General features: G+C 70.7%; 25 protein-coding genes. 13 read left to right on the plus strand and 12 right to left on the minus strand.

All coding sequences use genetic code 11. The annotated features are described in order from the left end of the window. Positions 1–229 precede the first annotated feature (229 nt). Positions 230–802, minus strand: a complete 573-nt coding sequence (locus tag ABD793_RS21055; protein ID WP_344863077.1) for a TetR/AcrR family transcriptional regulator — start codon at positions 800–802, stop codon at positions 230–232. A 14-nt stretch (positions 803–816) separates the two neighbouring features. Next, complete coding sequence (locus ABD793_RS21060; RefSeq protein ID WP_344862507.1) at positions 817–2541, minus strand: SDR family oxidoreductase; 1725 nt, start codon at positions 2539–2541, stop codon at positions 817–819. 215 nt (positions 2542–2756) lie between these two features. Here ABD793_RS21060 and ABD793_RS21065 point away from each other — a divergent pair, with 215 nt between their 5' ends. Genes ABD793_RS21065 through ABD793_RS21085 form a run of 5 tightly spaced genes read left to right on the plus strand, consistent with a single transcriptional unit; the run spans position 2757 to position 7567 of the window. Beyond that, a complete protein-coding gene (locus tag ABD793_RS21065) occupies positions 2757–3596 on the plus strand; it encodes an ABC transporter ATP-binding protein (RefSeq protein ID WP_344862509.1) in 840 nt (279 codons plus the stop codon). After that, entirely contained in the window at positions 3593–4408 is an 816-nt protein-coding gene (locus ABD793_RS21070) for an ABC transporter permease (RefSeq protein WP_344862511.1), read from the plus strand. The genes ABD793_RS21065 and ABD793_RS21070 overlap by 4 nt, the downstream gene beginning before the upstream one ends. Then, on the plus strand, positions 4387–5577 hold the full coding sequence (locus ABD793_RS21075; protein ID WP_344862513.1) for a sensor histidine kinase: 1191 nt from the start codon (positions 4387–4389) through the stop codon (positions 5575–5577). The genes ABD793_RS21070 and ABD793_RS21075 overlap by 22 nt, the downstream gene beginning before the upstream one ends. Further along, positions 5574–6197, plus strand: coding sequence for a response regulator (locus ABD793_RS21080; RefSeq protein ID WP_344862514.1), 624 nt, complete (start codon positions 5574–5576; stop codon positions 6195–6197). The genes ABD793_RS21075 and ABD793_RS21080 overlap by 4 nt, the downstream gene beginning before the upstream one ends. Before the next feature lie 23 nt (positions 6198–6220). Next, positions 6221–7567, plus strand: a complete 1347-nt coding sequence (locus tag ABD793_RS21085) for a serine hydrolase domain-containing protein (protein WP_344862516.1) — start codon at positions 6221–6223, stop codon at positions 7565–7567. Positions 7568–7987: 420 nt separating this feature from the next. Here the strand turns inward: ABD793_RS21085 and ABD793_RS21090 are convergent, their stop codons facing one another. From ABD793_RS21090 to ABD793_RS21100, 3 genes are all read right to left on the minus strand, one after another. After that, positions 7988–10228, minus strand: coding sequence for an FtsX-like permease family protein (locus ABD793_RS21090; protein WP_344862518.1), 2241 nt, complete (start codon positions 10226–10228; stop codon positions 7988–7990). Beyond that, positions 10225–10893: an ABC transporter ATP-binding protein gene (locus ABD793_RS21095; protein WP_344863079.1), complete on the minus strand. Its 669-nt coding sequence runs from the start codon at positions 10891–10893 to the stop codon at positions 10225–10227. The genes ABD793_RS21090 and ABD793_RS21095 overlap by 4 nt, the downstream gene beginning before the upstream one ends. A gap of 239 nt (positions 10894–11132) precedes the next feature. Further along, positions 11133–11654: a PadR family transcriptional regulator gene (locus tag ABD793_RS21100; protein WP_344862520.1), complete on the minus strand. Its 522-nt coding sequence runs from the start codon at positions 11652–11654 to the stop codon at positions 11133–11135. Positions 11655–11831: 177 nt separating this feature from the next. On the opposite strand from ABD793_RS21100, the gene serC reads away from it, so the two are divergent. Next, the gene (gene serC / locus ABD793_RS21105; protein ID WP_344862522.1) at positions 11832–12956 is read left to right on the plus strand and encodes a phosphoserine transaminase; all 1125 of its coding nucleotides are present in this window, start codon (positions 11832–11834) and stop codon (positions 12954–12956) included. Between the two features lie 45 nt (positions 12957–13001). Here the strand turns inward: serC and ABD793_RS21110 are convergent, their stop codons facing one another. The 4 genes from ABD793_RS21110 to ABD793_RS21125 are packed head-to-tail and all read right to left on the minus strand — an operon-like array spanning position 13002 to position 16604. Then, positions 13002–14243, minus strand: a complete 1242-nt coding sequence (locus tag ABD793_RS21110; RefSeq protein WP_344862524.1) for an ABC transporter permease — start codon at positions 14241–14243, stop codon at positions 13002–13004. Beyond that, positions 14240–14986 (minus strand): ABC transporter ATP-binding protein, encoded by a 747-nt coding sequence (locus ABD793_RS21115; RefSeq protein WP_344862526.1) that lies wholly within the window; start codon positions 14984–14986, stop codon positions 14240–14242. Before ABD793_RS21115 ends, ABD793_RS21110 begins: the two co-directional genes overlap by 4 nt. After that, positions 14983–16056, minus strand: a complete 1074-nt coding sequence (locus ABD793_RS21120; RefSeq protein WP_344862528.1) for a peptidoglycan-binding protein — start codon at positions 16054–16056, stop codon at positions 14983–14985. Before ABD793_RS21120 ends, ABD793_RS21115 begins: the two co-directional genes overlap by 4 nt. Continuing rightward, positions 16053–16604 carry a hypothetical protein gene (locus ABD793_RS21125; protein WP_344862530.1) on the minus strand — a complete coding sequence of 184 codons (552 nt, stop codon included), beginning with the start codon at positions 16602–16604 and terminating at the stop codon, positions 16053–16055. The genes ABD793_RS21120 and ABD793_RS21125 overlap by 4 nt, the downstream gene beginning before the upstream one ends. 124 nt (positions 16605–16728) lie before the next feature. Here ABD793_RS21125 and ABD793_RS21130 point away from each other — a divergent pair, with 124 nt between their 5' ends. The 3 genes from ABD793_RS21130 (at position 16729) to sepH (ending at position 19583) form a co-directional block, all read left to right on the plus strand. Beyond that, the gene (locus tag ABD793_RS21130; protein ID WP_344862533.1) at positions 16729–17388 is read left to right on the plus strand and encodes a response regulator transcription factor; all 660 of its coding nucleotides are present in this window, start codon (positions 16729–16731) and stop codon (positions 17386–17388) included. Between the two features lie 5 nt (positions 17389–17393). Continuing rightward, positions 17394–18587, plus strand: coding sequence for a sensor histidine kinase (locus ABD793_RS21135; RefSeq protein ID WP_344863081.1), 1194 nt, complete (start codon positions 17394–17396; stop codon positions 18585–18587). A 162-nt stretch (positions 18588–18749) separates the two neighbouring features. After that, positions 18750–19583 carry a septation protein SepH gene (gene sepH / locus ABD793_RS21140; RefSeq protein WP_344862535.1) on the plus strand — a complete coding sequence of 278 codons (834 nt, stop codon included), beginning with the start codon at positions 18750–18752 and terminating at the stop codon, positions 19581–19583. 4 nt (positions 19584–19587) lie between these two features. Here the strand turns inward: sepH and ABD793_RS21145 are convergent, their stop codons facing one another. The 3 genes from ABD793_RS21145 to ABD793_RS21155 all read right to left on the minus strand — a co-directional run bounded on the left by ABD793_RS21145 (position 19588) and on the right by ABD793_RS21155 (position 21499). Then, positions 19588–19941 (minus strand): MmcQ/YjbR family DNA-binding protein, encoded by a 354-nt coding sequence (locus tag ABD793_RS21145; protein ID WP_344862539.1) that lies wholly within the window; start codon positions 19939–19941, stop codon positions 19588–19590. 67 nt (positions 19942–20008) lie between these two features. Beyond that, on the minus strand, positions 20009–20608 hold the full coding sequence (locus ABD793_RS21150; protein WP_344862541.1) for a DUF2537 domain-containing protein: 600 nt from the start codon (positions 20606–20608) through the stop codon (positions 20009–20011). A gap of 84 nt (positions 20609–20692) precedes the next feature. After that, entirely contained in the window at positions 20693–21499 is an 807-nt protein-coding gene (locus tag ABD793_RS21155; RefSeq protein ID WP_344862544.1) for a TrmH family RNA methyltransferase, read from the minus strand. 215 nt (positions 21500–21714) lie between these two features. Between ABD793_RS21155 and ABD793_RS21160 the strand changes: the two genes are divergently transcribed. From ABD793_RS21160 to ABD793_RS21175, 4 genes are all read left to right on the plus strand, one after another. After that, positions 21715–23211: a glutamate-cysteine ligase family protein gene (locus tag ABD793_RS21160; protein WP_344862546.1), complete on the plus strand. Its 1497-nt coding sequence runs from the start codon at positions 21715–21717 to the stop codon at positions 23209–23211. Between the two features lie 50 nt (positions 23212–23261). After that, the gene (locus ABD793_RS21165) at positions 23262–23885 is read left to right on the plus strand and encodes a TetR/AcrR family transcriptional regulator (protein ID WP_344862548.1); all 624 of its coding nucleotides are present in this window, start codon (positions 23262–23264) and stop codon (positions 23883–23885) included. 64 nt (positions 23886–23949) lie between these two features. Then, positions 23950–24621 (plus strand): biliverdin-producing heme oxygenase, encoded by a 672-nt coding sequence (locus ABD793_RS21170; RefSeq protein ID WP_344862550.1) that lies wholly within the window; start codon positions 23950–23952, stop codon positions 24619–24621. Positions 24622–24800: 179 nt separating this feature from the next. After that, complete coding sequence (locus ABD793_RS21175) at positions 24801–25424, plus strand: superoxide dismutase (RefSeq protein ID WP_344862552.1); 624 nt, start codon at positions 24801–24803, stop codon at positions 25422–25424. Positions 25425–25466: the final 42 nt, after the last annotated feature.

Genomic DNA, 25466 nt, shown 5'->3' on the forward strand with positions numbered 1-25466 from the left:
GTTCGTGGGCGCAGGACCACGTCGCGGCGGCGATTCAGCGTTCGTGGGCGCAGGACCACGTCGCGGCGGCGATTCAGCGTTCGTGGGCGCAGGACCACGTCGCGGCGGCGATTCAGCGTTCGTGGGCGCAGGACCACGTCGCGGCGGCGATTCAGCGTTCGTGGGCGCAGGACCACGTCGCGGCGGCGATTCAGCGTTCGTGGGCGCAGGACCACGTCGCGGCGGCGATTCAGCGTTCGTGGGCCCTGGTTGCGGCGAGCATGGCGGTCAGCTGGTCCACGAGCCAGCCGTCGAGTTGCTCCCGCGGCACCGTTGCTTCCTGCAGCCAGGACAACAACGTGCCCTCGACCACGGCCGTCCAGCAGCGCAGGGTCAGCAGCACCAGCGGCGACGGTTCGGCAATCTCCAGCGACTCGAGGATCAGCGTCACCGCCCGGTTGCGCACCTCGTCGATCGCGGCGTCCGTCTCCGCCGTGGCGATCACCGAACCGCTGCGCAGCAACGCGACGTAACCGGCACGGTAATGCGCCGCGACGTCGACGAGTCCACGCACGGCTGCCCGGACCCGCGCCTTCGGCGGACCTTCCGCCAGCGTCGCGAGCCCGTCGACGAGGCCGTCGGTGACCGTGCGGAGGGCCTCCACCTGCAGCTCACGCAGGCTGGAGAAGTAGCGGTAGAACAACGGGCGCGACACCGCGGCGTGCGCGACGATGTCGTCCACGGTGACCAGTTCCGGCGCACGGCTGCCGAACAGGTCCAGCGCCGAAGCGATCAGATCGTCGCGCCGGGCCTGTGGAGTCATCCGGCGCGGCCGGCTCACGGCGCGACGTCCAGCTTCGCCGCCGCACGCAGCAGACCCGGCGTCAGTCGCGAAAGGACATAGGCCACCTTCGCCTCCGGAGTGGACGGTTGGACCGCGATGTTCCTTTCCACCGCACGGAGAATGTCCCGAGCGACTTTTTCCGGGCCGAAGTTGCGCCGCGCGTACAGCTTCGACGACGCCTTCTGCAGCCGCTGTTGCTCGTCGGCGTCCACACCGACGAACCGGGTGGCGCCGGTGATGTTGGTGTTCACGATGCCAGGACAGATCGCCGTGACGCCGATGCCGTCAGCCGCCAGTTCCGCGCGCAGGCCGTTGCTCAGCGCCAGAACGGCCGCTTTCGTGGTGCCGTAAGCGGTGAGGATCTTCGACGGCAGATAAGCCGCCGCCGATGCGAGGTTCACGATCTGCCCGCCTTCGGCCCGCTCCTTCATCATCGGCGCGAAGGCACGGCACCCGTGGATCACGCCCCACAGATTCACGTCCACGACCTTCTCCCAGTCCTCGACCGTGGTGTCGAGAAACGAACCCGACATGCCGATCCCGGCGTTGTTCACGACGATGTCGGGCACTCCGAACTCGTCCCGGACCTGCTCGGCGAACCGCGTGACCGCTTCCCCGTCCGAGGAGTCCACTGTGTACGCTCCGGCGGTGGAACCCTTGTCACGCACCAGCTTCGCGGTTTCCTCAGCCGTGTCCGCGGTCAGGTCGGTGACCACCACGTCGGCCCCTTCGGCGGCGAACGCCAGCGCCGTCTCCCGGCCGATGCCGCTGCCCGCACCGGTGACCACGACCAGCCGATGCGCGAAGCGGCCTCGCTCGGTCTCCCCGGCTCGGGACCGTTTCAACGCCCGGCTCTCGGCACCGGTCTCGGCGTAGGCGATCAGCTCGGCCGCCGCGGTGGCGACCACCTCCGGCTTGCCGCGGGCGACCCAGTGCGAGCCGACGATCCGCCGCACCCACAGGTCCGGCACCCAGCGCTGCACCTCGGTCTGCAGTGGATCGGTCACGTAGGCGTCGCCGGTCGGGGCGAGCACCTGCACCGGGATCTCCGCCGGACGCGGCTGCGGCCGGGCCATCCGCGGCCCCATGTTGGCGCGGTAGAGCTCGAGTCCGTGCACCCCGTCCACGGCCGACGGCGCGTTCTCGTCCGGCTCCAGACGCCGGATCAACGCCCGCATCGCGCCGGTGCGCCACATCAGCTCCGGAAGCACCGGCAGCTGGAATGCCACGATGTAGTAGGAGTGCAGGAGCTGCCGCAGCGCGTTCGCCAGCCGTTTCGGCGTCGGACGGGCCAGCTGCGCGCGGAACCAGGCACCGGCGTGATCGAGGCTCGGCCCGGAAATCGAGGTGTAGGAGGCGATCCGGCCCCGCAGCCGGTCGCCGGTGACCGCGTGCCACGCCTGGATCGAACCCCAGTCGTGCGCGAGCAGGTGCACCCGGCCGTCCGGCTGCACCTCGTCCACCACCGCGGCCAGATCGTCGGCGAGCTGGTCGAGCCGGTACGCGCTGCGCGGCCGCGGCTTGCCGGATTCCCCGGCACCGCGCACGTCGTAGGTCACCACGCGGTGGTGGCGGCCGAGGTCGGCGGCAACGCCGTCCCACAACGAGCTGTTGTCCGGATAGCCGTGCACGAGCACGACGGTCGGTCCGTCCGGTGCCCCGCCCACCCGGACCGAAAGGCGGACACCGTCACTGGCGGTCACCTGCTTGTGAGACATCCTGTCATGTTAGACAACTCGTCAACAGTGCCGTTCACCTCGACGGCGGTTGCCGTCTCCCGGTCGTACGTGCAGTGGGCCGCCCGGTCCGTTCGTGACGGCGTTTTCGCTGGTTCCACGGGAAACCAGGGCCGTCGGGTCCACCGTTCGGTGGACAGCCGGATTCCACTGCCCGGACGTCCCGCGACCGCGTCCGGTAGCCGCACGATGAAGCCATGAGCACTGCAGTGCGAGTGCGCGGACTGCGCAAGGAGTACCCGGGCCACGTCGCCGTGGCCGGCATCGATCTGGACATCCGCCAAGGCGAGGTGTTCGCCCTGCTCGGCCCGAACGGGGCAGGCAAGACGACAACCGTCGAGATTCTGGAGGGACACCGGCGGCGTACCTCCGGCGAGGCCGCGGTGCTGGGCGAGGACCCGGGGACTGCGGGCCGCGCGTGGCGCGCCCGCCTCGGCGTCGTGCTGCAGACGGCCACCGACGCGGCGGAACTGACCGTCGCGGAAACCGTGCGGCACTTCGCGAAGTACTACCCGCACCCGCGGAATCCGGAGGAGGTGATCGACCAGGTCGGGCTGACCGCGAAGGCAGGCGCCCGGGTCAAGTCGCTCTCCGGTGGGCAGCGCCGTCGGGTGGACGTGGCACTCGGCATCGTGGGCAGACCGGAGCTGCTCTTCCTCGACGAGCCCACCACCGGTTTCGATCCGGAGGCCCGGCGGCAGTTCTGGACGCTGATCGACGGGCTTGCCCACGCGGGCACCACCATCCTGCTCACCACCCACTACCTCGACGAGGTCGAGGCGCTGGCCGACCGGCTCGCGGTCCTCGCCCGCGGGGGTGTCGTCGCGGAAGGGACCCCGGCGACGCTCGCCGGGCGCGAGCGCGCCGAAGCCCTCGTGCAGTGGCACGACGAACGCGGGACCCACCAGGAGCACACCGCGTTCCCGACGAAGCTCGTCACGCAACTTTCCGGCGGTGGCAGGGAACTTGCCGGCCTGACCGTGACGCGGCCGAGCCTCGAGGACGTCTATCTCGACCTGATCGGGGAGAAACCGTGACCACGACCCTCACCCTGCCCGGCACCGCGCGCCTCGGGCTCGCCCGCGGCTCGTTCGAGCTGCGGCAGTTCTTCCGCAACCGGGAACAGGTGGTGTTCACCTTCTCCCTGCCCGCGGTGCTGATGATCCTGCTCGGGTCCATCCTGGACGGTCCGACCGCGCAGCCGGGCCTTTCCTCCGGACAGCTGCTCGCCGCGGGCATGATCGGCTCCGGCATCGTGTCCACGTCGTTCAACAGCGTCGGCATCGGGATCGCCGCGGATCGGGAGGTGGGCGCGCTGAAACGGCTGCGCGGTACACCGATGCCCGCGGCGGCCTACTTCATCGGCAAGATGATCATGGTCGCGGTGACCAGCGTGGCGCAGACCGTGCTGATGGCCGCGGTGGCGATGCTGCTGTTCGGGCTCGAACTGCCCGCCGACCCGGTGAAGTGGCTGACGCTGTTGTGGGTGCTGGTGCTCGGGATCGTGTCCTCGACCCTGCTCGGTATCGCGATCAGCTCACTCACCCGCACCGCCAACGGCACGGTGGCCGTGGTGCAGCTGGTGTACCTGGTGCTGCAGTTCATTTCCGGGGTGTTCGTGACACCGATCACGAACCTGCCGAAGATCATGGTCGACATCGCGTCCTTCTTACCGTTGAAATGGATCTGCCAGGGCTTCCGGTCGGTGTTCCTGCCACCGGAAGCCGCAACGCAGGAGATGGCGGGAGCATGGGAACTTCCGACGGTCGCACTGGTACTGGGGGTCTGGTGCGTGGTCGGGCTGGTGCTCACGAGGGTGACCTTCCGGTGGACGAACGAAGCGCGGTGAAGCAGCCGGACGACGCATGGCGGCGGTCGTACTGGGCGTGGGAGGTGTTGTTCGCGGTCGCCTGCGTGGCGACCGTCCTCCTGGTGCTGTTCGACGACCCGCCGGTGGCGGCCAAGGCGATCTCCGCTGGTGCGATCGGGGTGCTGGCGCTCGGTTACCTGGTGACCGGGCGCCGCATCGTGCACGAGCAGGACAACGGCACCACCCGCGTGGCCGCCGCGACGGTGCTGGTGGTGCTCACCGCCACCGCGGTGTTCGCGGCCACCTCGTCGAGCTTCGTCATGTTCTTCACCGCCCCGCTGCTGTTCATGCTGCTGGACCTGCGCCCGGCGATCGTGGCGACCACGCTGCTGCTGTTGTGCGAACCGGCCTCGGCCGTGGTCAACGGCGGCTGGCGCAATCCGAACCTGGTCATCCTGCTGCCGATGACCGCGATCCTGGTGGTGTTCAGCGTGCTGGCCGGGAAGTTCACCCACGACGTGCTGCGGGAGAGCAACGCGCGGGCCAAGCTGATCCGCGAGCTCGAGGAGAGCCAGGCGGAGGTCGAACGGCTCTCCCGGGAGGCGGGCACCGCGGCCGAACGGGAGCGGCTGGCCCGCGAAATCCACGACACGCTGGCGCAGGGCTTCACCAGCATCGTGGCGCTGGCCCAGGCGATCGAGTCCGAACTGGACACCGACCCGGCGGCAGTACGCAGGCATCTGGCGCTGACCGGCCGTACCGCGCGGGAGAATCTGGCCGAGGCGCGGGCGATGGTGGCCGCGCTGACCCCGTCCGAACTCGCCACCGGTTCGCTGCCCGATGCCGTGCGCAGGCAGGCGAACCGGCTTGCCGATGAGACGGGCATCGTCGTCGAGTGCACAGTGGACGATGCGTTGCCGCCACTGCGCACTGCGGTCGAAGTGGTGCTGCTGCGCGCGGCGCAGGAAGCGTTGTCCAACGTGCGCAAGCACGCCGGTGCCTCCCGGGTGCACGTGCGGCTGTCTGCTGTGGACGGAGCGGTACGGTTGCGCGTGGACGACGACGGAGGCGGCTTCTCCCCACAGGCACCCACCTCCGGGTTCGGGCTGCGGGGGATGCGCTCGCGCGCCGAACAGGTGGGTGGACGGCTGGCCGTGCAGGCGGGCGAGGACGGCGGCACCGAACTGGAACTGGAGGTGCCCGCGTGATCACGATCATGCTCGTGGACGACCACCCCGTGGTGCGCGAAGGACTGCGCGGGATGCTCGAGGCCGAGGCCGACCTCACGGTGGTCGGCGAAGCCGGCTCCGGCGACGAAGCGGTCGCGCTCGACCGCGTGAAACAGCCGGACGTGGTGCTGATGGACCTGCGGATGCCGGGTCTGGACGGGGTCGGGGCGATCCGCGCGATCCTCGCGGAGACGCCCGCGCGCCGGATCGTCGTGCTGACCACCTACGAAACCGACACGGACATCCTGCGGGCGGTGGAAGCGGGCGCGGCGGGCTACCTGTTGAAGGACTCGTCACGCACCGAGCTGGCCGGAGCGATCCGCGCGGCGGCCCGTGGGGAAACCGTGCTGGCGCCGTCGGTCGCCGGCAAGCTGGTGCACCGGATGCGGAACCCGGAGCCGGTCTCGCCACTGTCCACCCGGGAGGTCGAAGTGCTGCGGCTGGTCGCGAAGGGGCATACCAACGCGGACATCGGCCGTGCGCTGCACATCGGCGAGGCGACCGTGAAAACGCATCTGCTGCGGGTGTTCTCCAAACTCGGGGTGTCGGACCGCACCGCGGCCGTGACCACCGCGCTGGACCGGCAGCTGCTCGGCTGACCCGGCCGGGCAGAATGGCGCCCATGCTGGACTCGACCGAACTCGCCCTGTACCGCCGGCTCGCTCACGAACAGGCGGTGGGCCGTGCGCCGTCGCTGGTCGCCGCCGTGGTGCGGGACGGCGCACTCGCCTGGTCCGGCGCCCGTGGACGGGTCGGCGAGGCCCGCCCCGACGACGACACGCAGTACCGGCTCGGCTCGATCACCAAAACCCTGATCGCCACCGCCGTGCTGCGCCTGCGTGACGAAGGCCGGCTCGCGCTGACCGATCCGCTGGAGCGGCACCTGCCGGGCACCGCGTTCGGGTCGGTGACCATCGCGCAGCTGCTTTCGCACACCTCGGGCCTGACGTCGGAATCGCCGGGCCAGTGGTGGGAGCGCGCACCGGGCGCGGACTGGGCAGCGCTCGTGGCGAGCCTCCAGCAGGACGCGACGAAGCTGCGGCCGGGCTTCAAGTTCCACTACTCGAACGTCGGCTTCGGGGTGCTGGGCGAGCTGGTCGCGCGCCACCGCGGCAAGCCGTGGTTCGAGGTCGTGCGCGAAGAAATCCTCACCCCGCTCGGCATGCACCGCACCACGCCGCACCCGGTCGGTGCGCATGCGGAGGGCTTTGCCGTGCACCCGTTCGCGGACGTGCTGCTGCCGGAGCCGTCGCCGGACGCCGGCGCGATGGCCCCGGCCGGGCAACTGTGGTCCACGATCGCCGACCTCGCCCGCTGGACGTCGTTCCTCGGCGGATTCACCGGCGGCGTGCTGGCCGAGGACACCCTTGCCGAGATGCGGACGATGAACACCGTCGACGACACCGCGGTGTGGACGACCGGTTTCGGCCTTGGCCTGATGGTGCTCCGCCACCAGGGCAGGCACCTGGCCGGACACACCGGCTCGATGCCCGGCTTCCTCGCCGCGACGCTGGTCGACGCCGCGACCGGCACCGGCGCGCTGTGCCTGACCAACTCCACCGCGGGGGTCGGCATCACGCAGCTGTGCGTCGACCTGATCACGGTCACCGAAGAGCTGGAACCCGCGCTGCCCGCGGAATGGCAGCCGTCCACTGTGGACCCGAAGCTGCTGGCGCTGACCGGGCTCTGGCACTGGGGCCCGACGCCGTACCTGCTGCGGGTGCGCGGCGACGGCCTGCTGACGCTCAACCCCGCCGACGGAGCAGGCCGTGCGTCCCGCTTCCACCCGACCGGCCCGGACCAGTGGCTCGGCCTGGACGGCTACTACGCGGGCGAAACCCTGACCGTCGGCCGAACCGAGGACGGCACCGCAAACCACCTGAACCTCGCGACGTTCATCTTCAGCCGCACCCCCTACGACCCGGCCGCCCCAATCCCGGGCGGGGTCGACGAAGCAGGCTGGCGCTGAGGAAACCCACCACCTGGACCGATCGCCGGGTCTCCCGCGCGGTCCCCTCAGCACCGGCCCGCGCCCAGCAGCCCCGGAACCAGAACCCAGGCCGGTTCCGTAGCGCCGGGACGTGCACTGGTCGCGGCCAATCCCGGCCCGGCCCGGGCCGCGGGCCGATGGGGTCCGTGGGCCGATGGGGTCCGCGGGCAGGGCAAGGTCCGCGAGGCCAAGCAGGATCCCTGGGCCAGGCAAGATCCACGAAGCCAGGCAAAGTCCGCGCCCAGGCAAGGTCTGCGACGCAGGCAGGGTCCACGAAGCCAGACAGGGTCCGTGGACCGGGCAGGGTCCGCGAAGCCAAGCGAGGTCCGCAACCCAGGCAAGATCCGCGAGGCCAAGCAGGGTCCGTGGGCGGGCAAGGCCCGCGGGGCCGGGCAGGGGTTACTCGTCCCGCAGGTGTTCCGTGCTGGCGGTCCGCCATAGGGCGGGCAGCGTTACCGCGGTGACGAGCAGTACCGCGGCCGCCGCGGTCGCGGTCAGCAGTGCGATCGCCGGGACGTCCACGGCCATCGGGCGGTGTACCACCGCGGTGAGCAGCAGCCAATCGAGGATGAGCCCGGCCGGGATCGCGACGGTCACCGCGACCGCGACCGGAATCGTCAGCTGCCACACCAGTGACCGGGCGAGCACCCCGCGTCCGACACCGTTCGCGGTGAGCACCGCGAGGCTGCGCCGGCGTTCCCGCAACTGTTCCCACGCGGCGATCAGCAGGCTGCCCGCGGCGAGCAGCAGGATGAGCACCGAGCCGACCGACAGCGCACGGGTGATCAGCGCGTAGGTACCGTCGCGCCCGGTGCCGAGCGAGGCGACCTCTCCGTTCCACCCCACCAGGTTCCGGACCTGCTCCACGAGTTCCGGGTCCGCCGCGGGGACCGTCACCGACAACAACAACCCGACCTTCGACGCCGTGGCCAGCGCCCCGCTGGTGACGAGCAGCTCCCCCGTGCCGTCGCCGGTCGTTCGCGCCGGGTGCACCGCCGGGACCGTCCACTGTGCTGGTGCGGCCGGGTCGACCCGGCGCGCGCCCGCGAACCAGGTCTGCTCCCCTGCCCGTGGCACGTAGCCGTCGGACCCGTCGCGGTAGACCTCGCCGTCGCGGCAGTCCACGAGCCCGGCTTCGGCCCGCAGCTGTGTGCAGGACCCGACGAGGATCGAAATCTGTTTCCCGGCGTCGTTCTCGATCTGCCCGCCGAACCGGACCTGGCGATCACCCTGGCCCGGCAGGGTGTGGAAGGCGGCGGTGAACGCCTTGGCGTCCGCGGTACTCGTGGCGAAGTAACTCGTGATCACCGTCGCCTCCGGCACGGCCGGCTGCTCACTTTCGGCTCGGGCGTAAACCCCTTGCAACGCAATGGATCCGGCCAGCACGACGGCGATCCCGCTGACCAGCCGGGCGGCCGTCGCGCTGTCCAGCTGGAGACGGCGGACGGCCAGCAGCCACGCAGGAGAACCGCCGTGCAGCAGACCCGCGACGCGCTCGACCAGCCACGGCAGCACCACCGGGACCGCGACGAGAACGAGCACCACACCGCCGATCACCGCGGCGGTGCTCCGGGATTCGTCGGCTCCGTAGCCGACGAGCAGCAGCACGCCGCCGGCGAGCACGGGCAGGATCCGCCACCCCAGCCTCCGGCGGCCGTGCGCGCCCCGCCGCACGACACCAAGCGGTTCGATGACGACGAGCCGCAGCGCGAACACCGCCGCCGCGCACGCTAGCACCGGCAGCACCAGCAGGATCGGAACGGCGAGCCGCCAGTCCGGCACGATGTCGGCAGCGAAGAGGCCGCCGCCGAAGGCGGAGACGGTGATCCCCGGTGCGACCACGCGCACCACCAGGAACAGCGCGGCCCCGATGACGAGACCGGTGAGCGAGCCGAGCAGGGCTTCACCCGCGGCAATCCGGCGTACCTGGCCGCGGTCCGCGCCGACCAGGCGCAACGCGGCGAGCCGCCGGTCGCGCGACGCCGCGGCGAGCCGGGTGCTGGCGACGACGAAGACGAACACCGGCACGAGACACGTCGTCGCGCCCACCACGACCAGCAGCAGCTCGAGCGAGCTCAACCCTCGCCGGTGGATTTCCCCGCCGAACCGGCTCACCGCCGCGGCATCCGGTTGTCCGGCGACCGAATCGGAGCCGGTGTAGAAGAACAGCTCGTTCGGTCCGGTCAGCCCGGCGTCACCGATGGTGCCAATCACCCGCTGCGAGAACCGTGGCCGCAGCAGCTCACCCTCCGGGGACCGCAGGAGCTCGGCGAGCGCAGGAGAGAGCACCACTTCCCCCGGCGCCGGCAACCGTTCGACGCCCGGTGCGGAAGGCGGGTGCGGCCCGGTCGGCTGCACGACCTGGCCCAACAGCCCGCGGCCGCGGTACTCGTCGCTGCGCTGGACGACGTAGACCGGATCGACACCGTCGACCGCGGTTTCGTCGGCGATGCGTGCGGCCGAGCGATCGTCGCGGGCACCGAGCAGATGCGGTAGCGACGCCGCGGTGAGCAGAACCGCCACGCCGAGCCCGACCCCGACGGCGGTGAGACCGAGGCGGACGAGCGCGGTCCGCGCTCCACCGCCACGCAGGGCCAGGCGCATGCCCAGCGCCAGATCGCCCACCCAGCGCCGGATCACCGCGTCACCTCGAGCGCACGCGTACGGCCGTCTCGCACGACGACCTCGCGGTCGGAATACGCCGCGACCCGAGCCTCGTGCGTGACCAGGACGATCGCCGTGTTCCGCTCACGGGCCGCGGCGGTCAGCAGCTGCATCACCTGCTCACCGCTGAGCGAGTCGAGTGCACCGGTCGGCTCGTCGGCGAAGACCACGCGGGGGCCGGTCACGAGCGCGCGGGCCACGGCCACGCGCTGCCCCTGCCCGCCGGACACCTCGCCGGGCCGTTTGCCTGCCACCTCGGCAAGACCGAGTTCGGTCAGCATCTCCCGCGCCCGCTTGGCGGCGGCCCGGTTGCGTTCGCCGTTCAGCCGCAACGGCAGTGCGACGTTCTCCAGGCAGGTGAGCTCCGGGACGAGCTGCCCGAACTGGAAGACGAACCCGAAGTCCGTGCGCCGCAACGCCGAACGCTCCCGATCGGGCAGCCCGGCCAGATCGGCGCCCCGGTAGCGGACCGTCCCGGCATCCGGCCGGACGATCCCGGCGAGGCAGTGCAACAGGGTCGACTTACCCGCCCCGGAAGGACCCATCAGCGCGACCACCTCCCCCGCCCACACCTGCAGACCGGCACCGGCCAGCGCGTCGGTGGCCCCGTAGGTCTTGCGGACGCCGGTGGCGGAAAGCAGCGCGCCGTCCTCCGCCTCCGCAGGAGAAAGCCCGTCGGCAGTGCCGGATGCCCCCTCCGCGGGAAAAAGCCCGTCGGCAGTGCCGGATGCCCCCTCCGCAGGAAAAAACCCATCGGCAGCGCCGGATGCCCCCTCCGCAGGAAAAAGCCCGTCGGCAGCGCCGGATGCCCCCTCCGCAGGAAAAAGCCCGTCGGCAGCGCCGGATGCCCCCTCCGCAGGAAAACGTCCGTTGGCGAGGCTCATGCGAGGGCCTTCGCCAGCTGGTCTAGCCGGGCTGCGGTGAGCTCGAGCCAGCGGAGGTCGGCCTCGAGGTGGAACAGGGCGTGGTCGCAGACCAGCTGGTCGACGAGGTCGCCCCCGGTCTTGCGACGGGTGAGCTGGCGCATGGCGTCCAGGTGTGCGGTGCGCTGGATGTCGAGCACGTCGGCGGCGGCCCGTCCGGACAGCAGCGCGAGCACGACCTTCGTGTACAGCGTGTTCTGCAGGTAGGCCTCGGGCTTCTCCGGGGTCGAGAGCCAGCCCGCGACGTCCGCGACGCCGGCTTCGGTGATCGCGTAGCGCTTGCGCTCGGGACCGCCGTCCACCTCGACGCCGTCGGCCTCGACGAGTCCCTGCTTCAGCAACCGGGCCAGCGTCGAATAGACCTGCCCGTAGTGCACCTGGCGGTCGTGCCCGAACCGATCGTCATAGGCGTGTTTCAGGTCGTAACCGTGCCGGGGGCCGGTTTCCAGCAACCCGAGCAACGTGTGTCCCATCGACATGCGCCCCACTGTACACCACGTGTATAAACCGAGTTTATACACGTGGGCGGTAGTGATCACCCGGGTCCGGCCGATGCGCACCGGGGCAGGCCGCACCCGGCGGAGCACTGCCGCTCCCACATTCCGGGCAGTACCCGCCCCGTCAGCTGCGTCGTCCCGACCTGAGAGACTGGCCACATGACCGACGCTGAGTTGACCATCCCCGCGGACCTCAAGCCGGCCGACGGCCGCTTCGGCTGCGGACCCTCGAAGGTCCGCGAAGAGCAGCTCGCCGGCCTCGCCCGGTCCGGCTCCGCCTACCTCGGCACCTCGCACCGCCAGAAGCCGGTGAAATCCCTGGTCGGCCGGGTGCGCGCCGGGCTGTCCGAACTGTTCTCGCTGCCGGAGGGCTACGAGGTGATCCTCGGCAACGGCGGCACCACCGCGTTCTGGGACGCCGCGGCGTTCGGGCTCGTGCGGGAGCAGGCACAGCACTTCACCTACGGCGAGTTCTCCTCGAAGTTCGCCTCGGTGACCAACGGCGCACCGTTCCTCTCCGACTCCGTCGTGGTCAAGGCCGATCCGGGCAGTGCACCCGAGATCGCCTACCAGGCAGGTGCCGACCTCGTCGGCTGGGCGCACAACGAGACCTCCACCGGCGTCGCGGTGCCGGTCCGCCGCCCCGAAGGCAGCGACGGCGCACTGGTCGCGATCGACGCGACCTCCGGTGCCGGCGGCCTGCCGGTCAAGGCCGAGGACTTCGACGTCTACTACTTCGCGCCGCAGAAGTCGTTCGCCTCCGACGGTGGCCTGTGGATCGCGCTGGCCTCGCCTGCCGCGATCGAGCGGATCGGCGAACTCGGCGGCGGCGACCGCTGGATCCCCGAGTTCCTCTCGCTCACCACGGCGCTGGACAACTCGCGCAAGGACCAGACGTACAACACCCCCGCGGTGGCCACGCTGTTCCTGCTCGCCGAGCAGATCGAGTGGATGAACGGCCAGGGCGGACTCGACTGGACGACCGCGCGCACCAAGGACTCCTCGACCCGGCTCTACGAGTGGGCGGAGAAGACCTCCTACACCACGCCGTTCGTCACGGACCCGGCGCTGCGGTCGCAGGTCGTGGGCACCGTCGACTTCGCCGAGGAGGTCGACGCGGCCGCGGTGGCGAAGGCGCTGCGCGCGAACGGCATCGTCGACACCGAGCCGTACCGCAAGCTGGGCCGCAACCAGCTGCGCGTCGGGCTGTTCCCGGCCATCGACCCCGACGACATCACCCAGCTCACCCGCAGCATCGAGTACGTCGTCGAGCGGCTGTCCTGAACCCGGCCGGTGCCGGGCCCCGGCAGATCGGGGCCCGGCACCGGTTCAGGCCAGCGCGCGGCTTGGCGGCAGCCGCGCCGCACGTGCCGCCGGATAGGCCCCGGCGACCGCGCCGACCAGCGCGGACACCACGACCCCGCCGATCAGCGCGAGCGGGGGCAGCACCGCGGGCCACCCCTGGCTCAGCGCGTATCCGGCGGTCGCCGCCACGCCGATGAGCACCCCGACGATCCCGCCGAACCCGGACAGCAGCACCGATTCGGCGAGGAACTGCCCGCGGATCTGCCGCCGGGTCGCGCCCAGCGCCCGGCGCAGGCCGATCTCCCGGCGTCGCTCCAGCACCGAGATCACCATCGTGTTCGCCACCCCGACACCGCCGACCAGCAGCGCCACCCCGCCAAGGCCGAGGAACAACGCGCTGTAGCTGTTTTCGGTCAACTGCTGCGCTTCGAGCGCGTCGGACGGACGGCGGACATCCACCTCCCCCGGCGAACCCGGGTTCAGCGTCGCGCCGAGCACGTCGCGGACCGCGGGCACCTGCGACTCGTCGGCGCGCACGTACACCGTGCTCGGATGCCCGTCGAAGCCGAGCAGGGTTTTCGCAACGTCCCAGCCCACCAGCACCGAGCGCTCCACCTCGGGCGCCAGCGGCATCGGACCGAGCACGCCTGCCACGCTGAACCACCGTCCGCCCAGCCAGACCTGCGGCGGCCGCGCCGGATCGACATGGTCGATGCCGAGCCTTGTCGCGGCCTCCTGGCCGAGCACGACCACCGGGAACCGCTGGTTCGCCTGGTTGAGGAACGCCCCGGACACGACCTGCCCGCCCAGCACGTCGAGCAGGTTCCGGTGCGCCGCGTACACCGACAGCCCGGACGTCTCCTCGGCCGGGATCCGGTCGTTGCGGCGCACGGTCTGCTCGACCGACCCGACCTCGGCCGCAGCCTGCACCGGACCGATCCGGCCGGCCCGGCCGACCGCGCCGTCCGGCAGCGTCGCAGGCTCCCCGAACAACGTCTGCCCCGGCGCCGCGGTCAGCAGGTTCGTGCCGAGCGCGGCGAGCCGGTCGTGGATCGCCTTGGCACTCGACGCCGGAATCGCCAGCACCGCGACCATGGCAGCGACGCCGATCGCGATGCCCAGCGCGGAAAGCACGGCCCGCACCGGACGGGTACGCATCCCGTGCGCGCCGAGCGACAGCACGTCCCGCACACCCAGCCGGGCCGGGGACGGCACCGGCGGCGGATCCGGCAACGGGGTGGGCGGCGGAGGCACGACGGCGGTCATCGCGACCTGCCTTCCCTGCGCGCGGGCGAGCCGCCCGCGCTGTCTCCCACCGCGTGCAGGGCTGCCGCGGGGAACCCGGTGTCCCGCTGCAACACCCCGTCGAGCAGTTCGATCTGCCGGGGCAGCCCGGCCGCGATCTCCCGGTCGTGGGTGATCACGACGATCGTGGTGCCGTCCGCGCTCAGTTCGCCGAGCAGCTCGAGCACCGCCGCACCGGTCCCGGTGTCGAGGTTGCCGGTCGGTTCGTCGGCGAGCAGGATGGCCGGTTCGCTCACCACCGCACGAGCGATCGCCACCCGCTGGCGTTCACCGCCGGAGAGTTCGCCGGGCCGGTGCTCGGCGCGGCGGGCCAACCCGACCCGGTCCAGCGCGGCCAGCGCCCGCTTCCGCCGTTCGCGACGCGCCACGCCCGCGTAGAGCAGGCCGGTGCACACGTTGTCCACCGCGTCGAGCCCTTCGTCGAGGAAGAACTGCTGGAAGACGAACCCGATCCAGCGCGATCGCAACGCGGCCAGCCTGCGGTCCGACAGTGTGGCGACGTCGTGTCCGCGCACCTCGATCCGGCCACCCGTCGGCCGGTCGAGGGTGCCCATGAGCTGCAGCAGCGTAGATTTTCCCGATCCGGACGGGCCGACGATCGCGGCGAGTTCGCCTTCGGCCAGGGACAGCGAAACGTCGCGCAGCGCGGCCACCCCGCCCGGGTAGCTGCGGGAGGCTCCGCGCGCGGCGAGCACCGGCGTCACGAGGTCGTCACCACCCGCATGCCCTCGCTCAGCCCGGCGCCGGACACCTCCACCTTGCCACCGCTGAACAATCCGGTCTTGACCGCGATCAGCCGCCGCTGCCCGTGCTGCTCGGCCTCCACCGCGTAGCCGCCCTCGGCGAGCGCGAGCAGCGCACCGACCGGAACGGCGAGCACACCCCGGTGAACGTCCTTGGTGAACCGCACGGTCACCGGTGCCGAATCGAGCGAACCGGCCGCGTCGGCCTTGTCCAGCCGCACGGTGACGGTGATGGTGAGTTTGCCGTTGGGCTGCCCGGAGGCGTCCTTGCCCGGCTCGGCGACGTGCCCGACGTCGGTGACCGTGCCGGTGGTCACGGCCTCGTTCACGGTCACCGAAACCTTCGCACCCACCTGGGCGAGCTGCTGCTTCGCCGCGTCGAGTTCGACCTCCACCGAACGCGCGGTGCCGGTCGTCTTCAGCACCTCGCCCTGCGCCGGACCGCCGAGTTGCCCGGAAACCGCGGAAACCCGCAACTCCGCGGCGGCGAGCACCACATCTCCTTGGCCGAAAGTGCCGGTCTGCTCGACGCCGAGCGATTTCTGCCACCGCTTCACCGCCGCCGCGGTCGCCGACGTGAAACGGGTGTCCGGCGTGCCGAATCCACCGAATCCCAGCGCACGCAGGTTTTCTTCCAGTTCCTTGACGTCCGGGCCGTTTTCCGCCCCGGCCGAAAGGTCCCGGTAGAACGGCAAAGAGCCGTAGAACAACGGCACCGGTTTCGCGTCCACGCCATAAACCGTGTTCCCGCGGGAAACCTTCGCACCCGGCGAAGGCAACCACGTCAAGGTGCCGGTTTTCCGTCCGGTCACCGGGGATTCCGCGCCATAGCCGAGGGTCCCGTCGGCTTCCTCCTCGTCGCTGAGGTCGGCCTTGTGCACTTCGGCCGTCTCGACATTCTTCGGTGCGGCGGCCGGTGCGGGCGAGCCTTCGGCCACCCGCGTGAGCACCACAGCGGTGGTCGTGCCGAGCACGACCACCGCCGCGGCGACCGCGACGAACCACCGGTTCCGCCGGGATCGCCCGGTCACTTCGGTTCCCCTGCCGGCTCGCCCGCGTCGGCCATGGTGCCGAGCCCGCAAGCCTTCGCGGCCTCGGCCATCTTCCCCTTGTCACCCGCCTCGATGGCCGGACGGGCAGACTTGCCGCTCGGGTCCGGGTCCGGCATGTCGACGCCGTGCTCCCGCATGCACTTGGCCTCCTTGCGTGCCTTGTCCAGCTCCTGCGGGCTGAGCGGCTTCGGCTGGCCACCGTTGGGCAGCAACGATTTGCACGCGTCCTGCGCCTTGGTCAACTTGTCGTCGGACGCACCGCCCGGAAGGGCGATCGTGGCTCCCGACCCGTCGCCCTTGGGGTCGGGCATGTCGATGCCGTGCTCCCGCATGCATTTCGCGAACTGGCGCATTTGCTCACCGCGGTCGGTGTCCGTGCCGCCGCTTCCCCCCGCCGTACCGGCCGCGGACGTGCTCGGCGGCGCCGAAATCGACGCGACCTTGTCCCCGTCGTCCCCGCCGTTCCCGCAGGCCGACAACAGCAGTGCCGTCACCCCGGCCAGGACGGCCACCTGTGGCTTGCGCATCACTCCTCCTTCACTGCCGGGCGGTTCCGACCCGGTGGTGAAGTTCTACGAAAGCCACTATTCCGGCGCGGTAAGCGAATCCGCTTATGCGGTGCTTATCCCCCGCACTGGTATGAATGGCCGGGTGCGGGTACTGGTGGTGGAGGACGAACGGCTGCTGGCCGATTCGATTGCCGAGGGCCTGCGCCGGCTGTCCATGGCCGTCGACGTCTGTTACGACGGCAGGCAGGCAATGGAGCGGGTCGGGGTGCACGGTTACGACGTGGTCGTGCTGGACCGCGATCTGCCGCTGGTGCACGGTGATCAGGTATGCGCCGCGCTGCTGGAGCATGGCGGGCAGAGCCGGGTGCTGATGCTGACCGCGGCCGCGGACGTGCTGGACCGGGTCGCCGGACTCGGCCTCGGCGCCGACGACTACCTCACCAAACCGTTCGTGTTCGCCGAACTGGTCGCGCGCGTGCAGGCACTCGGACGCCGGGCCCGTCCCGCGCTGCCGCCGGTGCTCGAACGCGGGGACGTGGTGCTCGACCTGCCCCGCCACCAGGCCGCACGGGCCGGGCGGTTCCTGCCGTTGTCCCCGAAGGAGTTCGCCGTGCTGGAAGTGCTGATGCGGGCCGAGGGCGCCGTGGTCAGTGCCGAGGAGCTGCTGGAGAAGGCGTGGGACGAGCACGCCGATCCGTTCACCAACGCGGTGCGCGTGGCCGTGATGACCCTGCGGCGCAAGCTCGGCGAACCACCGGTGATCGAGACCGTGCCCGGCGCCGGTTACCGGTTCGACGCGTGAGGCGCATGCGGCTGTCCATCCGCAACCGGCTCACCGCGTTGTACGGCGGGCTCTTCCTGCTCGCCGGACTGGCCCTGCTGGTGATCAACTACGCGCTGGTGAACAGCTCCCTTCCGGATGCCGCGGGGTTCGTCGCCACCCAGCCCTTTTCGACGTCCGTGCCGTACCCGGCCGGTGCCACCGGTGCGGACGCCCCGGCCGGCGCGGGCCCGGCCCTGGCCCGGCCGCCGCACGCGATCAGGGCGGCGACCGAGATCGTGGTCTCGGACTACCGCTCGACCACCTTGTCCACCCTGCTCGTCGGATCCGCCATCGCGCTGCTCGTCGCGGCCGCGCTGGCGGTGTTCTTCGGCTGGGTGATGGCGAGCCGCACGCTGCGGCCGCTGCACACGATCACCTCGACCGCGCGGAAGCTCGAAGCGGGACGGCTCGACCGGCGGATCAACCTCGACGGTCCCGGCGACGAGCTGAAGGAACTCGCCGACACCTTCGACGGCATGCTCGACCGGCTCGGCGAATCGTTCGACAGCCAGAAGCGCTTCGTCGCCAACGCCTCACACGAGCTGCGCACCCCGCTGGCCGTGCAACGTACGTTGATCGAGGTCGCACTGGCCGATCCGGAGGCCGGACCCGAGCTGCGCAAGCTCGGTGAGCACCTGCTGCTGACCAACGAGCGCAGCGAGCGGATGATCGAGGGCCTGCTGGTGCTCGCGCGCAGTGACCGCGGGCTGGCCTGCCGGTCCCCGGTGCGGCTGGACGAGGTGGTGGCCACCGTGGTCGAGACGACCGCCGCGCAGGCAACGGAAGCCGGGGTGACGGTCGAAACCCGGCTGCCCGCGCGGACCGTCGCCGGTGATCCGGTACTGCTCGAACGGCTCGTGACCAACCTGGTGGCCAACGCGCTGACCTACAACTTCCACGGCGGATGGGTGCACGTCGAGATCGGCGGCGATCCGGCGCTGACCGTGCGCAACTCCGGGCCGGTCGTACCCGCGGACGCGGCGGCCGCGATCTTCGAACCGTTCCGCAGGCTCGACGGCGAACGCACCGGCGATTCACGCAACGCGGGGCTCGGCCTGTCCATCGTCCGATCGGTGGCCGCCGCGCACGACGGGGAGGCGACCGCCCGTCCCGGTGCGCGGGGCGGGCTGATCGTCGACGTCCGGCTGCCACCGCACGGGGATTCCACTCGTTCGTGACGGAACGTGTCCCGCGTGTCACGCCACCGCCAGCAGGAACCGGGCTGAGAAGATGATCACCAGCGGCGACCGGAAACGGACGCCTCGGCGCGCCTCGCACGTCAAGCCGACGCGCCGTTCTAACGTAGACACCCACAAAGGTGAAGACAGGGGAGGCGAGAAATGCGGGCGTTGCGGGTGGTCGGGCTGCACGAGGACGGGAAGTCCCTCGTGCTCGAGGACCCGGCGAGCCGTACCCGCTTCCTGCTCCCTGCGGATGAGAGGCTGCGTGCGGCGGCGAGGGGAGACATAGCCCGGCTGGGCCAGATCGAGATCGAGTTGGAGAGCCAGATGCGGCCACGCGAGATCCAGGCGCGAATCCGCGCCGGCGAGTCCGTCGACCAGGTCGCGAGCAGTGCCGGGGTGTCGGCACAGCGCGTGGAGCGGTTCGCCTACCCGGTACTGCTGGAGCGCTCGCGCACGGCGGAGCTGGCGCAGAGCGCGCACCCGGTTCGCGAGGACGGACCGGACGTACAGACTCTCGGCGAGGTCATCGCGTACGCCTTCGGGGTGCGCGGCAACGACTACAGCCAGGCCCAGTGGGACGCCTGGCGCGGCGACGACGGCAAGTGGGTCGTGGTGCTGCGCTGGAAGGCGGGCCGCTCGGACAACCGCGCGCACTGGTCGTTCTCCCCCGGCGCGCACGGCGGCACCGTGCACGCGCTGGACGAGAACGCCGAGGTCCTGCTCAACCCGAACGCCTACCGTGCGCCGCGCACCGTGCGTGCGCTCGAACCGGCCCGTGACTCCGTGGTGCAGCCGACGCTCGACGCGGCCGAGGAAGTGCCTGCCATCGAGGGCCCCGGCGATCCGGAGGACGACGACACCCGCGAGATCCCGCGGGTGCCCGGGGACGACGACGCGGCCGAGGAAACCCCCGCGAAGCCCAAGAAGAACCATCCGATCGTTCCGTCGTGGGAAGACGTGCTGCTCGGGGTCCGCACCCAGCGCGGCTGACGCCTCAACGCTCCAGCAGTGCGGCCAGTGACTTCGGCGCCACCTGCCGGTAGGCGTCCCGCACGATCTGCGCCACCTCGGCCCAGTCGAGGTCCACGTCCAGGCGCACGCCGAGCCAGCCGCGGTGCCCCACGTAGGGCGGCCGGAAGAACCGGTCCGGCTCGGTGCGCACCAGTTCCTCCTGCACCCCCGGCGGCGCCGGGCACCAGAAGGCGAGCCGGTCGTCGTGGTGGTGGTCGGCGAACATCACGAACGTCTTGCGGCCGCGCACGAACCAGGTCGGCTCGCCGTGGCTGAGGCGTTCGGTGGCCTCGGGCAACGCGAGGCACAACGCGCGCAGTTCCTCCAGTGGTGCCATCGGCCCAGTATCAATGGCTCGAAGCACCGTCACCAGCAGTGGTTCAGAAAGCGCTGCTCGCCTTGTCTCAGAGCACTGTCGCGAGCACGCCGATCCAGGCCAGCACGAATCCGCCGCCGGCGCCGTAGGCCGCCCAGCGCAGGATCGGCACCCGGCGGCCGAGCCACAGCGACGGCGCGACCCCGCCGGTCACCACGAGCGCCGCCAGCACCGCGAGCCAGCCACTCGTCTCCCTGGCGAGGGTGCCTGCCAGCGCCAGCATGCCGACGACGACCAGCACTGCGGAGAACACCGACACGGGAAGACCGGTGAGCCACGGCGTCGGCTCCCTGATCTCGCGCACCCGCGCGTGCCGGCCGGTCCCCGGCTGCCGGGGCGGCGGCTCGACCACGGTCTCGATCCCGGACACCGGATCGACCAGCCGCACCTGCGTGCCCATGACCGAGGCCAGCCGCGCAGCGAGCTGACGGCCGCGCTGGGTGACCACCGCACCCGCGGCGTCCGCATCCGGTCCGGCGCGCGACACCGCGGATGCCACCCTTGCCCATTCGTGCAGCGCTTGTGCGAGGTCGGCACCGATGGCGAGCCGGCGCGGGTCGACCTCTCGCGCGTGCTCGCCGCCCGGACCGGCGAGCATCGCGCGCTCGCCCTTGATCCGCAGCTCCATGCTGTCCTTCCGCGCGGGAATTTCCGGCGTATGCCACCTTAGTGGTGGGTACCCGCCGCCGATGTGCACCACGACCGGGACCGCTCAGCCCGTGGTGATCTCGTGGAAGGCGATCGCCGCGGCAGTGGCCACGTTCAGCGAATCGACGCCGGGGACCATTTCCACCCGCACCGCGACGTCGGCCGCGGCGATCGCCTCGGCGGTGAGACCGGGCCCTTCCGCGCCGAGCAACAGCGCAACCGGGCCGGGCACCTTCTCCCGCAGACCGCGCAGCGGCACGGCATCCGGACGCGGGGTGAGCGCCGCCACCCGGAACCCCCGATCGCGCAGCAGAGCCAGTCCGCCGGGCCAGGCGTCGAACGACGCGAACGGCACGCGCAGCACGTTTCCCATCGACACCCGCACACTGCGCCGGTACAGCGGATCCGAGCAGCCGGGCCCGAGCAGTACCCCGTCGACGCCGAGTGCCGCCGCGTTGCGGAACAACGCGCCGAGGTTCTCGTGGTCTCCCACACCCTCCAGCACGGCAAGCACGTGCGCGCGGTCAACGATGTCAGCCACGGTCGGCGGAGCCGGGCGATCCGCCACCGCCAGTACCCCACGGTTGAGGTGGAAACCCACGACCTCGGCCATGGTCTCCGCGGACGTCACGTACGCAGGCACGTCGAGTCCCGCGAGATCGTCTTCCAGCTCGTGCATCCGCCGTGCCACGCCGAGCAGAGCCCGCACCGGATACCGCGAGGCGAGCAGCCTGGCGACCACCACCGAGCCTTCCGCGATCACCAGCCCGCGCCCGCCGGGCCGGTCCGGGCGGCGGTCCGCTGTGGACAGGTCGCGGAAGTCGTCGAGCCCCGGATGGGCGCGGTCCTCGGTGAAGATCAGTTCAGCCACATCGGACAGTCTCGCATCCGCGCGTGCCCTCCCCTGCTGGTCCGAACGACGGGCAGACCGTGGTACGAACGGCGGATTCTTGCGTACGGTCAACCCCCCGTGACCGACAGCACCAGTTTGGCCGCTAGCCGCGGCGCACGTGCTGTGCAACGGTGGTCGGCCTGGCAGTCCTCGCCCCGGACATCCGCGGACAGCAGCCTAGGAGCGCGTCAGACATGGGTACGGATCTCTCGACCACTCCACGCCTTCTCGACCGCGGACGGTATCGGCGCAAGGTGCAACGGTGTCTGGACACCCTGGCCCGTATGCTCACCGATGGGAGTTTTTCCTTTCCCCGCAAGAATATCGGCCTCGAGGTCGAGCTGAACCTCGTGGACGAGCGGTTGCGCCCGTCGATGACCAACTCGGCGGTGCTGGATGCGCTGGACGATCCGTCCTTCACCACCGAACTGGGTCAGCACAACCTGGAACTGAACGTGCCGCCGCGGCCGCTCGCCGGAGATTCGGCTCTGCAGCTGGAAAACGATCTGCGGGCCTACCTCGGCAAGGCCGCGGCCACCGCGAGCGACACCGGTTCCACCCTGGCCATGATCGGTATCCTGCCCACCCTCGGCCACGAGCACTTCGACCAGAAATGGCTCACCAACAAGGCACGTTATTCGTCACTGAACGACGAGATCTTCGCTGCCCGCGGGGAACGGATTGCGCTGGCGGTGGACGGTGCGGCACTACCCGACACCCAGCCGGAACGCCTGCGCAGCTATGCGGAGTCCATTCTTCCGGAAGCCGCCTGCACTTCGGTCCAGCTGCACCTGCAGGTGGCACCGGAGGAGTTCGCCGCGCACTGGAACGCCGCGCAGTGCCTGGCCGGCGTGCAGATCGCGCTCGCCGCGAATTCACCTTTCCTGCTGGGCAAAGCGCTGTGGCACGAAACCCGGATCCCGTTGTTCCAGCAGGCCACCGACACCCGTCCGGAGGAGCTGAAAAACCAGGGGGTCCGGCCGCGAGTGTGGTTCGGCGAACGCTGGATCACCTCGATTTTCGACCTGTTCGAGGAGAACGTCCGCTATTTCCCCGGCCTGCTTCCGGAAACCGACACCGAGGATCCGCTCGAAGCGCTGGAATCGGGCCAGGCACCCAAACTTTCCGAACTGCGCCTGCACAACGGCACGATCTGGCGCTGGAACCGGCCGGTCTACGACGTGGTCGACGGGCTGCCGCACCTGCGCGTGGAAAACCGCGTGCTGCCTGCCGGTCCGACGGTGGCCGACATCGTCGCGAACGCCGCGTTCTTCTACGGTGCGCAACGCGCGCTCGCCGAGGACGAACGCCCGGTCTGGACCCAGATGTCGTTCCAGGCCGCGGAAGAGAACCTGTACGCGGGCGCACGCAAGGGATTCGATGCGCAGCTGTACTGGCCGGGCATCGGCTGGATCCCGCCGGACGAGCTGGCCCTGCGCGTCCTGCTGCCGCTGGCCCACGAAGGCCTGCGCCGTTCCGGCGTGTCCGACCAGGCGCGGGTGCGTTACCTGGGCATCATCGAACGCCGGTGCCTCGCCCGCCGCAGCGGTGCGACCTGGCAGCGCGACTACGTGCGGCGCGCCGAGGACCGCGGCGCCGACCGGGAAACCGCACTGAACCGGATGCTGGGCCGGTACCTGGACCTGTCGGCGGCGGGCGAGCCGGTGCACACCTGGCCGCTCGCCGACTGAACACGGCGCCGCTTCCCCTACAGTGTTTTCACCGGAAGGGGGTGGGGCGCATGCCGAAGGTGCTCGGCGGCTCACTCGAAGCACACCGCCGCGAGGTGCGTGCGCGGGTGTTCGAGGTGCTGCGTGCGCAGCTCTACGAGCGCGGTTTCGACGCGATCACGCTGGCCGGCGTCGCCGCGGCGGCGGGCGTCGGCCGCACCGCGCTGTACAACCACTTCCCGGACAAGGAAAGCCTGCTCGTCGCGTTCGTCGAGGACGAAGCGGCGCAGTACGTGGCACGGCTGCGGACGGCCGTGGAGGCGGAACCGGATCCGGTCGCCCAGCTGGCCACGTTCGTCCGGCTGCAGCTGCGCGTGCTCGCCGAGCACCACCTGCCGCCGGGTGCCGCACTGGAGTCCGCGCTCGCGCCCGCGGCGTACCAGCGGATCAGCGCGCACGCCGATCCGATCACCGGACAGCTGCGGGAAGTACTGCTCGCGGGCGTGGACGCGGGCAGCTGGCCCGCCCAGGATGTGGACGTGGTGGGCGCGATGATCACCGCCGCGCTGGGCAGCAGGCAGGTGATCGACGTACCCGCGGACCAGCTGGACGAGGTGATCGAGACGGCCGTCCGGTTCGTGCTGCAGGCACTCGGTTCGGTGCAGGTTTCCAGATCCGCGCCTGATTTAGGCTAGCCTAAGCCGCAGTAGTGGCCTACGCTCTTTCTGACAGCCTGTCAGATCGATTGCCGGAGGCCTCATGTCGGTGACCACGGACCTCGACGCGCACCCGTTCTCCAAGCAGCTGCGTGCCTCCACCTGGACGGTGCATCAGAAGGCCAACCACTCCCGGTACATGAGCGCACTGTTCGGCGGCGAACTGCCGCTGTCGGGCTATGCGCGGCTGGCCGTCCAGTACTACTTCATCTACCAGGCGATCGAGCGCGCCAGCGACGCGATGACCGGGGACGCGGTCGGCGGTGAGTTCGTGTTCGACGAGCTGCGCCGGCTGCCCGCACTCGAACGCGATCTGGCGCACCTGGTCGGTCCCGGCTGGCGCCACGAGATCCGGCCGCTGCCGGCCACCGCGGCCTACACCGCGCGGATCACCGAGGCATCCGGCTGGGCGGGCGGCTACGTGGCCCACCACTACACCCGCTACCTCGGCGACATCGCAGGCGGTCAGGCCATCCGGCGGCTGCTGGAGAAGACCTTCGACCTCACCGGGGCCGGCACGCTCTTCTACCACTTCGACCTGAACGGCAGCGCACCCGCGTTCCGGGACAACTACCGGGCCAAGCTCGACCAGGCGCCGTGGAGCGAGCAGGAGCGCAGCCGGGTGATCGGCGAGTCCAGGATCGCATTCGAGCACAACATCGCCGTCTTCGACGAATTGGCCGCCGAACTGGAGCTGGGCAGCGCAACCGAATGAATCCGGTCACAGCACATTGACCTCCAGCTAACTGGAGGTACCAGTCTCGGTTTCGCACCATCCGCACCCGGGTAGCCGGTGTCGACCCGTGGGATGACACCGCCCCCGCTCGCCGGGGACCCCGGTTTGCTACTAGGTTCGACAGTACGGACTTGCGTCGAAGACAGTTAGGAGGGCCAATGGCCCGCTACGAGCTGCCCGAACTCGACTACGACTACGGCGCCCTTGCGCCGCACATCTCGGGCGAGATCAACGAGCTGCACCACAGCAAGCACCACGCGACCTACGTCAAGGGCGCGAACGACACGCTGGACAAGCTGGAGGCCGCTCGCGAAGCGAACGACTTCGGCTCGATCGTCGGCCTCGAGACGACGCTGGCGTTCAACCTCGCGGGCCACGCGAACCACGTCGTGTGGTGGAAGATCCTTTCCCCGGAAGGCGGCGACAAGCCGACCGGCGAGCTGGCCGCGGCGATCGACGAGGCGTTCGGCTCGTTCGACAAGTTCAAGGCCCAGTTCACCGCCGTGTCCACCACGATCCAGGGCAACGGCTGGGGCGCGCTCTCCTGGGACCCGATCGGCAAGACGCTGATCACCCAGCAGCTGCGCGATCACCACAACAACCTCATCCTGCCGACCGTGCCGATCCTGCTGGTCGACGTGTGGGAGCACGCGTTCTACCTGGACTACAAGAACGTGAAGCCGGACTACGTCAAGGCCCTGTGGAACATCTTCAACTGGGCGGAGATCAGCAAGCGGTTCGACAACGCCGTCGCGGGCGGCAACGGCCTGCTGCTGAGCTGAAGCTCGACCTGATCCACGCCGAACGGGGTCCTTCCGCACGGG

Source organism: Amycolatopsis ultiminotia (assembly GCF_039536925.1).
Classification (GTDB): domain Bacteria; phylum Actinomycetota; class Actinomycetes; order Mycobacteriales; family Pseudonocardiaceae; genus Amycolatopsis; species Amycolatopsis ultiminotia.

What these genes read in the sequence shown, in the direction of transcription:
- ABD793_RS21055 (WP_344863077.1), bottom strand. Translation starts at nt 802, where the DNA reads ATGACTCCACAGGCCCGGCGCGACGATCTGATCGCTTCGGCGCTGGAC.
- ABD793_RS21060 (WP_344862507.1), bottom strand. Translation starts at nt 2,541, where the DNA reads ATGTCTCACAAGCAGGTGACCGCCAGTGACGGTGTCCGCCTTTCGGTC.
- ABD793_RS21065 (WP_344862509.1), top strand. Translation starts at nt 2,757, where the DNA reads ATGAGCACTGCAGTGCGAGTGCGCGGACTGCGCAAGGAGTACCCGGGC.
- ABD793_RS21085 (WP_344862516.1), top strand. Translation starts at nt 6,221, where the DNA reads ATGCTGGACTCGACCGAACTCGCCCTGTACCGCCGGCTCGCTCACGAA.
- ABD793_RS21100 (WP_344862520.1), bottom strand. Translation starts at nt 11,654, where the DNA reads ATGTCGATGGGACACACGTTGCTCGGGTTGCTGGAAACCGGCCCCCGG.
- serC (WP_344862522.1), top strand. Translation starts at nt 11,832, where the DNA reads ATGACCGACGCTGAGTTGACCATCCCCGCGGACCTCAAGCCGGCCGAC.
- ABD793_RS21110 (WP_344862524.1), bottom strand. Translation starts at nt 14,243, where the DNA reads ATGACCGCCGTCGTGCCTCCGCCGCCCACCCCGTTGCCGGATCCGCCG.
- ABD793_RS21125 (WP_344862530.1), bottom strand. Translation starts at nt 16,604, where the DNA reads ATGCGCAAGCCACAGGTGGCCGTCCTGGCCGGGGTGACGGCACTGCTG.
- ABD793_RS21135 (WP_344863081.1), top strand. Translation starts at nt 17,394, where the DNA reads ATGCGGCTGTCCATCCGCAACCGGCTCACCGCGTTGTACGGCGGGCTC.
- sepH (WP_344862535.1), top strand. Translation starts at nt 18,750, where the DNA reads ATGCGGGCGTTGCGGGTGGTCGGGCTGCACGAGGACGGGAAGTCCCTC.
- ABD793_RS21145 (WP_344862539.1), bottom strand. Translation starts at nt 19,941, where the DNA reads ATGGCACCACTGGAGGAACTGCGCGCGTTGTGCCTCGCGTTGCCCGAG.
- ABD793_RS21150 (WP_344862541.1), bottom strand. Translation starts at nt 20,608, where the DNA reads ATGGAGCTGCGGATCAAGGGCGAGCGCGCGATGCTCGCCGGTCCGGGC.
- ABD793_RS21160 (WP_344862546.1), top strand. Translation starts at nt 21,715, where the DNA reads ATGGGTACGGATCTCTCGACCACTCCACGCCTTCTCGACCGCGGACGG.
- ABD793_RS21165 (WP_344862548.1), top strand. Translation starts at nt 23,262, where the DNA reads ATGCCGAAGGTGCTCGGCGGCTCACTCGAAGCACACCGCCGCGAGGTG.
- ABD793_RS21170 (WP_344862550.1), top strand. Translation starts at nt 23,950, where the DNA reads ATGTCGGTGACCACGGACCTCGACGCGCACCCGTTCTCCAAGCAGCTG.
- ABD793_RS21175 (WP_344862552.1), top strand. Translation starts at nt 24,801, where the DNA reads ATGGCCCGCTACGAGCTGCCCGAACTCGACTACGACTACGGCGCCCTT.